Source organism: Streptomyces sp. NPDC055140 (assembly GCF_053607285.1).
Genome location: NZ_JBSGTG010000171.1, coordinates 1 through 1,739, shown reverse-complemented (window position 1 = coordinate 1,739; position 1,739 = coordinate 1). Strand labels below are relative to the sequence as shown.

General features: G+C 66.1%; 1 pseudogene. It reads left to right on the top strand.

Annotated features, from left to right (window positions below):
- Positions 1-55: 55 nt before the first annotated feature.
- Positions 56-1,739: pseudogene (locus ACWFR4_RS48710) on the top strand (ISAzo13 family transposase); the annotation flags it as partial.

Below are 1,739 nucleotides of genomic sequence, written 5' to 3'. Positions count from 1 at the left end.
GGGGCCCGTATTTCAATAAGTGCTCGGCAGAGGGGGGTTGGTGGGAATCTGAGATATGACCCCGTGTCAGTCAGGCCGCGTTGCCGCTCGTGCTCTGCGGGCCAAGTTCGATCAGATCCTGCCGCACTTCGATGAGCGCCGCCGTCGGTTGTACCTGGCCAGTGAGGCGACGGCCCTCGGCCGCGGCGGGATCGTCCGGGTCGCCGCCGCCTCCGGCACCAGCACTGCAACCATCGCGCGAGGCATGGCCGAGTTGGCCGGTTACTCCTCACCGACCCTGCGGGTCCGGGCTCCAGGTGCGGGCCGCAAGCGGCTGACAGACACCGACCCTGGTCTGCTGCCCGCGCTGGAGTCGCTGATCGAGCCGCACACCCGAGGCGACCCCGTCTCCCCATTGCGGTGGACCACGCTGTCGTTACGGGCCCTGGCCTCGACCCTCACCACACAGGGCCACCCGATCAGCGCTTCAACCGTCGGACACCTGCTGCACACCCTGGGCTACAGCCTGCAGGGAACCGCGAAGACAACAGAGGGCATCAGCCATCCGGACCGCGATGCCCAGTTCACCCACCTGAATGCCACCGCCGCCGCGTTCCTCCACGACGTCCAGCCGGTGATCAGCGTCGACACCAAGGCCAAGGAATGGCTCGGCAACCGGGACCGGCCCGGTCGCACCTGGCGCCCGGGCAAGAACGCGATCAAGGTGGACTGCCACACGTTCACCACCAACGACCAGCCCATGGCGATCCCCTACGGGATCTACGACATTGCCAACAACAGCGGCTGGGTCAACGTCGGCACCGACCACGACACCGCCCAGTTCGCGGTGGAGTCCATCCGACGCTGGTGGCAACACCGCGGACGGGCGGACCACCCGAATGCCGGCAGGCTCCTGATCACCGCCGACTCCGGCGGCTCCAACGACCCCCGCCGCTGGACCTGGAAAAGCAACCTTGCCGCCTTCGCACGAGAGAGCGGCCTGGAGATCACGGTCTGTCACCTACCGCCGGGGACTTCGAAATGGAACAAGATAGAGCACCGGATGTTCTGTCACATCACCGCGAACTGGCGAGGGCGGCCGCTGACCAGCTACCAGGTCGTCCTCGAGACCATCGCCGCCACAACAACCAAGACCGGCCTGACCATCGGGGCCGAACTGGACACAGGCAGCTACGACCTCGGCATCAGCGTCACACCCGCCGAGTTCCACGCCCTTCCGATCACACCCAACACCTTCCACGGTGACTGGAACTACACACTGTCTCCCGTTCCACCGCGAGCGCCAGACACGTCGGCAACGACACACCGGACCGACCCGGCCCTGACCGAGATGCTCACCGATCCGGCCCTCACTGGCATGTCACGAACCGCCTTCGAGTATTTGGTGGCGGTCTCGGAGCCTTTCTGGGACGCCATGGCCGAGGCAGCATTCCAGCGACGCTTCCACCGCCCGCGCAGCTACCGCCACCCACAGACCAGCAGCGTGGACCACACCCACCGGCTCCTGGCAGCCATCCTCCGCCGCCGCAGAGCGATGACCATGACGTTCCTGGCGCAACTACTGGGCGTCAACCGCACCAACCTGTCCATCCAGTACCAGGACGCAAAACGGCTCCTGGACCTGCACCGGATCCTCGTCACGCCCATACCCGGATCGCCCGCCCGCACATTGGAACAGCTACACGCCCGAACAACCCCCGCGGAAACCCGTCGCTGACAGTTATTGAAATACGGGCCCC